This window comes from Candidatus Streptomyces philanthi (assembly GCF_059553635.1).
Genome location: NZ_JCANQV010000264.1, coordinates 1 through 8124, shown reverse-complemented (window position 1 = coordinate 8124; position 8124 = coordinate 1). Strand labels below are relative to the sequence as shown.

At 74.3% G+C, this 8124-nt stretch carries 7 protein-coding genes and 1 pseudogene; 5 read left to right on the top strand and 3 right to left on the bottom strand.

All coding sequences use genetic code 11. From position 1 onward, the window contains the following. A partial coding sequence (locus AC51EU_RS23960) for a YcaO-like family protein (RefSeq protein WP_496269119.1) occupies positions 1-877 on the top strand: 877 nt, incomplete at its 5' end. A gap of 21 nt (positions 878-898) precedes the next feature. Here the strand turns inward: AC51EU_RS23960 and AC51EU_RS23955 are convergent. Further along, positions 899-3694: a helix-turn-helix transcriptional regulator gene (locus AC51EU_RS23955; protein WP_496269118.1), complete on the bottom strand. Its 2796-nt coding sequence runs from the start codon at positions 3692-3694 to the stop codon at positions 899-901. A gap of 260 nt (positions 3695-3954) precedes the next feature. On the opposite strand from AC51EU_RS23955, the gene AC51EU_RS23950 reads away from it, so the two are divergent. The 4 genes from AC51EU_RS23950 to AC51EU_RS23935 are packed head-to-tail and all read left to right on the top strand — an operon-like array spanning position 3955 to position 6804. Next, positions 3955-4422 (top strand): helix-turn-helix domain-containing protein, encoded by a 468-nt coding sequence (locus tag AC51EU_RS23950; protein WP_496269117.1) that lies wholly within the window; start codon positions 3955-3957, stop codon positions 4420-4422. A gap of 46 nt (positions 4423-4468) precedes the next feature. Next, positions 4469-5053: a toxin gene (locus AC51EU_RS23945; protein WP_496269116.1), complete on the top strand. Its 585-nt coding sequence runs from the start codon at positions 4469-4471 to the stop codon at positions 5051-5053. A gap of 33 nt (positions 5054-5086) precedes the next feature. Beyond that, positions 5087-6355: an MAB_1171c family putative transporter gene (locus AC51EU_RS23940; protein ID WP_496269115.1), complete on the top strand. Its 1269-nt coding sequence runs from the start codon at positions 5087-5089 to the stop codon at positions 6353-6355. Then, positions 6352-6804 (top strand): NUDIX domain-containing protein, encoded by a 453-nt coding sequence (locus AC51EU_RS23935; protein WP_496269114.1) that lies wholly within the window; start codon positions 6352-6354, stop codon positions 6802-6804. Before AC51EU_RS23940 ends, AC51EU_RS23935 begins: the two co-directional genes overlap by 4 nt. 171 nt (positions 6805-6975) lie before the next feature. Here the strand turns inward: AC51EU_RS23935 and AC51EU_RS23930 are convergent, their stop codons facing one another. Both AC51EU_RS23930 and AC51EU_RS23925 read right to left on the bottom strand, forming a co-directional pair. Further along, positions 6976-7638 carry an NAD(P)H-binding protein gene (locus AC51EU_RS23930; RefSeq protein WP_496269113.1) on the bottom strand — a complete coding sequence of 221 codons (663 nt, stop codon included), beginning with the start codon at positions 7636-7638 and terminating at the stop codon, positions 6976-6978. 154 nt (positions 7639-7792) lie between these two features. Next, positions 7793-8124 (bottom strand): annotated as a pseudogene (locus AC51EU_RS23925) (hydrolase); the annotation flags it as partial.

Sequence of the window (8124 nt, the reverse complement as noted above, 5' to 3'; positions counted from 1 at the left end):
CCTGGTCCCGGCGGGGCTCGTCGACTACCCCGCGGCCCCCGAGGACGCCGAGGGCTTCGACCCGTCGCCCTCGGGTGCCGCGTCCGGCGGCTCACGGGAGGGCGCCCTGCTGTCCGCGCTCCTGGAAGTGGTCGAGCGGGACGCCTTCCTCGTCGCCTGGGAACACCGGCTGCCGCTGCGCCGCCTGGACCCGGACCGGTTCCTCGCCGAGGGGCCCGCCACCCCCGCCGCGCGGCGGTTCCGGCGGGCGCTGGGCGCCGCCCGCGCCACCGGGGCCGCCCCCGTCCTCGCCCACGTCCCCACCGGCGTTCCGGGTGTCACCTGCACGGTGGGGATCATCATCGACGCGGCGGGGGAGCGGCCGCTGGCCGCGGTCGGGGCGAGCGCCTCCGGGGACCCGGGAGTCAGCGCGGTCAAGGCCCTGCAAGAGGCCCTCCAGATCCGCTCCGCCCTCCGGCTGGTCCAGGAACGGAGCCCCGCAGGACACGAGCCGTCCCCGTGCCCGCGCGACGACCTGGAGCGCGCCCGGTACTTCGCATCGCCCCGCGGCGTACGGGCGGTGGAACGCTGGATCGCCGGCTTCGCCCCGTCGGCGGCCCCCGCCCCGGCGACGGCCGTCCCCCTCACGGCGCACGGCATCGCCGACGCCCTGCACGACCAGGGCGCCTCGCCCCTCGCGGTCGATCTGACGCACCGGCTGCCCGACCCGATCAGGGCCATGGGCTGGCAGGCCGTCAAGGTGATCCCCGTCGGGCTCCAGGCCCTGCGCATGGACGAGACGCTGGAGTTCACCCGGCACCACGCCCGGCTGGCCGCCGTGCCGGCACCGGCCGGGGAGGCCGCGGACGCCGGACGCGAACCGCACCCCCTCATCTGACCCGGCCGGCGGACGGCCCCGTCAGGCCGCCGCACCGCTCCGCAGCGTCCGGGCCAGGTCCGTGCGGCAGCTGATGCCCAGCTTCCGGTAGACGTGCGTCAGATGGAACTCCACCGTGCGCTGGGCGATGAAGAGACGGCCCGCGATCTCCTCGTTGCTCAGCCCCTGAGCGGCGAGGTCGGCGACCCGCCGCTGCCCGGCGGTCAGGGCGCGCGGCCCGACCTGGGAGAAGCGCCGGGGGCGCGCGCCCGTCGCGACCAGCCTCCGGTAGGCGTCCTCCGCCGACCGCTCCGCCGAGACCTGCTGCGCGAAGCCGAGGGCGCGGCGCAGGGTCTCGCGCGCCGCCGCGGTCCGGCCGGACGCGTGCAGGGCGTTGCCCTGGGCGATGAGCGAGCGGATCAGCTCCAGCAGGTCGGGGGAGCCGTCCAGCAGCGCGACCGACTCCTCCAGGAGGTCCGCCGCGTCGGCCCCCTGCCCGACGACGGCGGCCGCCCGCAGGCTCCTGGCCAGGGTGAGGGGCGCCCCCCACCGGCGGGCCAGCGCCAGTTCCTCGCCCGCCAGGCGGCGCGCCTCGTCGTTCCGCCCCACTTCCCGGTGCAGCAGCGCGGCCTGGGAACGCCAGGCGATCCGGCCCGGGTTGTCGCCGCCGTACTTGGCGAGCAGGCGCCCGCACTCCTCCACGTCGTGCAGCGCGGCCCGGGTCTGCCCCTCGGCGGCGCGGAGCTGCCCGCGGGCCGCCAGGTAGTAGGGCCGGAGCCAGTTCTCGGGCGCGCGCCGGAAGCGGGGGTCGTCGGCGATCCGGCGGGCCTCCTCCCACCGGCCGCACTCCACCAGGGGCACAAGGGCGGCGGCCGCCACGAACGGCCCGTACGGGTGCGCGTCGGGCAGCAGGAGCAGCGCCTCCTCGGACTCCCGTACCGCGCCGGGCACATCGCCCGTGTGGTGGCGGACCTGAGAGACGACGGCGTGCAGCATCGCCCGGGTCGGCAGCGGACGGCCGTCGAGGTCGCGGGCCGTGACGGTGTCGGCCCAGTGGCGCGCGGATTCGAGGCGGTCGGCGTGCCGGAGGACGCTGATGGCCAGGGTCGCGGCCCAGAGCTGTTCCTCGTCCGGGTCGAAGGCCCGCAGGGCCTGTTCGGCCGCGGCCGCCGCCCGCTCCGCGCCGGCCGCGGTCATGGACGCCTGGAGGGCGTGCGACGTGAGGAGCGTCCGCTCCCCGGAGGTGGCGCCGGTCAGGGCGGGCGGCGGCAGCCGCCGGTCCGGCGAGAGGGCCGACGGGTCGGCCGCGATCCCGGCGGCCAGCGCCGACACGGCGCGCTGTCCCCGTACCCGGTGGAGGGATTCGGTGTCGCCAGGGGGGATGTCGGTGGCGAGGCGGTCGAGGAGTTCCACCGCCCGCCGGGCCTGCCCGCACCCCACCAGCCCTTCGGCGAGAAGGGGGACGCAGCGGGCGCGTGCGGCCGGGTCCTCGGTGAGGTCCATGCCCTCGGCGAGGTGCCGGACCGAGGACGGCATGTCGAAACCCGCCTCCATGGTGCCCAACTCGATCAGCAGGGCGGCCCGTTCGGTCAGGGTGGGGGCGTTCTCCGCCGCGCGGCGCAGATAGGAGACGGCGGTCCGTGGCGCGCCGCGCACCGACGCCTGGCGGGCGGCCGTCCGCAGGACGTCGATCCGCCACTGCTCGCCCGTGGGCGCACTCGCCATGATGTGCGCCGCGACGCGTTCGGGGGACTCGCCCTCGGCGAACAGCGCCCGCGCGGCGCGTGCGTGGAAGGCGCGGCGCTCGGCGACGGAGAGGTCACCGGTGATCGCGTCGCGGACGAGCGGGTGGACGAAACGGCGCGAACGCTCCCCGCGCAGCAGCCCGATCCGCTCCAGCACGGTGAGCGAGGAGGTGGCTCTCCGTACGCTCATGCCCGTCATCCGCCGCAGCAGGTCCGGGTCCGCGCCGTCGCCGAGCAGCGCGAACATGCCGACCGCCCCGGAGACGTCGTCCGGATACCGCTCCAGCCATTTCGGGAGCGTCGACACCAGCACCCGGAATGCCGCGTCGGTCGCCCGCGGCAGTTCGGCGGCCGTCGGGGAGATTCCCGAGCGCGTGAATTCGCGCAGCATCAGCGAAAGGAGTGCGGGGTTTCCCCCGCTCAGCGCGTGGCATTCGCGGACGAATCCGGTGTCCGCCACAGAGCCCAGTGCGGCGGCCGTCAGGTCCGCCACCGCGGAAACCGGCAGCGGGGCCGGTTCTATCACCCGGCATGCCGAGTGGAGGGCGAGTTCCGTGGTCAATGCCTGATGGCCGGACGCCACATCCCGGTCCGAGGAGAGCGCCACCAGTACCGGAATGCCGAGCAGCCGCCGGGCAAGGAAATCGATCCATTGCGCGGACTGCGGGTCCGCGTAAGGGAAGTCGTCCACCACGACGAGAACCGGGGCGCGCTCCGCGATGCGCGCGGTCTGCTGGAAAAGCCCCTCGAAAACACCGAACAGCCAGGAGGCCGAACGCGGCGCCTCGATGCCGTTCCCCGTGGCCGCCGTGCGGAACAGCTGCCGGGCCAGTCCGAGGGGGAAGCCTCGCTCCAGCACGCCGCACCGCGCGCGCAGCACCGTCATTCCGCGCGCCTTTCCCTGCTGGGCCAACCAGTCCAGCAGGGACGTTCTCCCCATTCCCGAGGCGCCCTCGACCAGGGCGATCCCCGGTCTGCCCGCCTCCGCTTCCCCCAGCATCGACAGCAGTTCGGCGCATTCCTCCGCCCGGCCGGCGAGTTCCGTCCCCACAGCTCCGGTGATTTCCCTGCCGCCGAAAGCAGTGACCCCCATTGCCCCCATTACCCCCGTTGCCTTCGCTCATTCCGGGGACCAAAAGGGGGTCGCCACCCAAGGATGGCGACCCCCGGCCCCCGTTCAATGCCACGGTCAAATGGCAGGATCACCCTAACCAGGGGTGTTCACATGAGTCAACACGGAGGTGAGGGGCGAAAATCTACCGTTCGGTTTCTTCCGGTGGTGGTGCGGCGCTAGAGTGACGCGTCCACAGGGGCGCACCCATATCACGCGATGGAAGAGGCGGGGCGAGCATCGTGCACACCGACCGGGAGGACAGACCCCAGAGCCTGGCCGACAAGCTCAACTACCTTTTCGCCCACGCCGTCGCACCGGAAGAGAACCCCCCGTCGAACCGACAGGTGGCCACCGAGATCAACGCCGCCGCCGGCGAACAGGTCATCTCCCACTCGTACATCTCCCTGTTGCGCAACGGACAGCGGGACAATCCGACGATCCGCCAACTCGAAGCGCTCGCCGGGTATTTCGACGTGAGCCCCGCCTACTTCCACAACGACGAGATCACCGCCCAGGTGGTGGAGGGCCTCCGCTTCCTCACCTCCTTGCACACCGGGGACGTCACCGCGCTCGCGCCACGCGGCGCGCGGGCCGACGGACTCTCCGCGGAGATGCTCGCCTACGTCAACGAGGTCATGGCCGAGATCAAGCAGAACGGGCTGCCCGGCGACGGGACTTCGGCGTCCGGCCCCCACCCGCCGGTCTGACCGGCCACCGCGCCCCCCTGTACCACCCCGCACCACCAGGAGAACCATGTCGCCGCGTCGGTTCCTCCCCTTCGCGTCGCGTGCCCCGCGCCACCGTTCCTCCCTCCGCGACATCCGCAAGGAGTGCGAACGGCACCTGGCGGAGATGCCCCTGCCCAACCCCTTCAGCATCCCCGCGTTCGTCCGCGCCATCGAGGCCGCCCGCGGCCGGCGCATCGTGCTGCTGCCGCTGCCCCCCGGCGCCACCCCGCCCCAGAGCGCCTGCGGCCTGTGGGTGAACCTCCCCGCGGCCGACCTGGTGTTCTTCCAACGCGGCGTCACCCAGCGGCACCAGGACCAGATCATCCTCCACGAGCTGGTCCACGTCTGGGAGAACGACGCGGGATCGGTCGACCCGGCGTACTTCCTGCGGCTGTTCCCCGCCTTCGGCCCCAAACTGGTCGCCCGCTTCATGCGGGACGTCCCGGTCATGGGCCGCACCAGCTACGACACCCCGCAGGAACAGCGCGCGGAGATCCTGGCGGACCTCATCCAGCACGCGGCCCGCGAACTGACCGGCCGCACCGAGGACGACGTCGACCGCCTCGACCAGAGTCTGTCCCACCCCGTCGCCCGCCGCCGCACACGCTGAGCACGCCGAAGAAAACCGAGGTAACCCGCGTCCATGCTCGACTCACTCACCTACCTGGTGGCAGGACTCCTGCTGCTGACGGCCGTCTGGAGACTCCCCTCCGCCTTCCGGGACGGCAACCGCCGCACCCTGTGGGGCGTCTTCGCCGCCTTCGCCGCCGCATGGCTCCTCAAGACGCCCCTGGTGGTCGGCCTCGTCGGGCGAAGCGGCGTCAACGACCTGTCCAGCCTGCTCAAGCACACCATCGCCGTCGCCGGCATCTGCTCCCTGCTGCTCTACGCGACCGCGATCTACGGGGACACCCCCGAGGGCGGCACCGTCCCCCGCCACGTCCGCGTCGCCCGGCTCGTCATGCGCGTCGCCGTCAAGGCGTCCGTCGCCACCATCGCCCTGATGGCCTGCCTGTTCTTCCTCGCCATCGACCGCAGCCGGCCCACCGAGCACTTCCTCACCGACCACGCCGGAGACGCCGGCATGGCCGTCTACATGAGCGTGCTCTACCTCTACATGGGGTCGACCGCGGCCGTCTGCGCCTACCAGTGGGCGAGCGCCGCCCGCCGCGCGAAGAGCACCCTGCTGCGCACCGGACTGGCCATGATGGCGACCGCCATGGGCCTCGCGGTCCTCTACGCCCTGCTCCGCACCGCCTACCTGGCCGTCGTCACCGTCACCCCGCCCTCACCGGAGTTCGCCTCCCTCCAGGAAGTCGTCACCGACTGCCTCCAGATCGCCCTGTTCCCCCTGCTCGTCCTCGGCGTCGCCGTGCCCGCCACCCAGACCGCCGTCAACCGCTGGCGCTCGTTCACGGCACTCCACGCCCTCCACCCCCTGTGGTCCCGCCTCGCACGGGCGGTACCCGACCACGTCCTCGACCCGCCGAGCCACCTCCTCCCCGGCCACGCCCTCTCGCCCCCGCTCAACCGGGCCGTCGACCTGCTGCGCCCCGGCGTACGCGTCGACGTACGGCTCAACCGCTACGTCACCGAGATCCGCGACGCCGGCCGCGAACTGCGCTACTACGCCCCCACCGAGCTGTACGAACAGGCGCTGACCCGCGCGCGGGAGCAAGGCCGGGACGAGACGGCGGCGCGGGCGGTCGCGGAGGCCCACTGGATCGAGGCCGCCCTCGCGGCCAAGGCGGCGGGCACCGAACCGCTCCCGTACGCCGCCGACTTCGCCTCCGGCGCCGGCGAGGACCTGGAGAGCGAGATCGCCTGGCTCCGCCGGGTCCAGGCCGCCCGCCACGCCCTCGGCCCCGCCGACGCGCCCGCCCCCGACCGGACGACGGAGGCCGCGGCATGAGCGCGCACACCCCCGCCGTGGACGTCCACCTCGTCCTCCACCGCGACGACCACGTCCTGCTGTCCCTTCGGCGCGGCTCCTACGGGCACGGCCGGTGGGCGCTGCCCTGCGGCAAGCGGGAGGCGGGCGAGTCCGTCCCGTCCGCCGCCGCCCGCGAACTCGCCGAGGAGACCGGCCTGGCGGTCCCGCTGTCCGGCCTGCGGCTGGCGCATGTCGTCCACGCGGTCCGCGACGACGGCCGCCCCGGCGACCACCTCGGCTTCTTCTTCCAGGTCACACGGTGGGACGGCGAACCGGTCAACCGCGAACCCGACCGCTGCTCGGCCCTGCGGTGGTTCCCCCTGGACGCACTCCCCGCCGGCCTCCTCCCGTACTCCGCGGCGGGCCTGACCGGCTGGCGGACGGACCCGGGGGGCATGAGCCTGTACGGCTGGGAGGGGCGGGGCTGACCTCCTGCTCAAGCGGGAGGTGGTCCCGTTCCGGGCGAGGCCCCCGGACCGCGGTGGTGCGGCTGGGAGGAGCGGGTCCGACCCCGGCCACCTACTACATCAGTAGGTGGTCGCGTTCAGGCCGAGGCCCCTGGAGACCGTGATGGTGCGGTCCAGGGGCCTCGCCCGCGTTCAGCCCCCGGAGACCGCGTGCACCGCGTCCGCGACCGGTGCCGTGCCGCCCACCAGCTCCAGCGTGCGGCCCGCCGTCGCGGGGGCGTCGAGCAGCGCCAGCAGGACGGCCGCCACGTCGTCGCGGGGCACCTCGCCGCGCCCGGTGGCGTCCGCGAGGGTGACCAGGCCCGTTCCCGGGTCGTTCGTCAGCCGTCCCGGGCGCAGGATCGTCCAGTCGAGCCCGGCACGGGCCCGTACGTCCGCGTCGGCCGCGGTCTTCGCCCGCAGATAGGCCGCGAAGACCGGGTCGGTGCCCTCCGGCGGCTCACGGTCCGCGCCCATCGACGAGACGACGAGGAAACGGCGCACCCCGGCGGCCTCCGCCGCGTCCGCGAACAGCGAGGCGGCGGCGCGGTCCACGGTGTCCTTGCGTTCGGCGCCGCTGCCGGGCCCCGCGCCCGCCGCGAAGACGGCCGCGTCCGCCCCCTCCAGATGCCGGGCGACATCCGCCACCGACGCCGACTCCAGGTCGCACACGACCGGTTCGGCGCCCGCGGCCAGCAGATCGCCGGCCTGCTCCGGCCGCCGGACGATCCCCGCGACCTCGTCCCCGCGCGCGGCGAGCAACCGCTCCAGCCGCAGCGCGATCTGACCATGTCCACCTGCGATGACAATGCGCATGCTGCCGACCGTACGCCGTGCCGCGCCGGTGCGCCGTCAGGAACCGGCCCGGCGGCCGGACACGGCCGTTCCGGCCCTCCGGGGGCCACCACGCCCGGAGGTCTCCTCTTGACCAACCACCGACGCGAGTGACCAACCCCATGGCCGGGTACACCTAGCGCTGCGACTGCCGGGGCAGCTCCAGCGCCACCGCGGCCGCCGAGTCGCAGTACTCGCGCACCGCGCTCGTCCGCGCCACCACCCGCCCCCGGTGCACCACCACCCGGCTGTACGCGAGCGAGAGCACCCCCGCGATCCGCTCGCCCCGTACGGCCAGCAGCTCCGCCGGGAAACCCGCCTCCACCCGCACCTCCGGCAGCCCCAGCGCCGCCCGCGCCGCCGAGCTGACCGTCTCGTACGCTGCCTCGGGCGTCGCCTCGCCCAGCGAGGCCAGGAGGTACGCGGCCTCCAGCGGGTCGCCGCGCCCCACCGGGTTCGCGGTGTCGC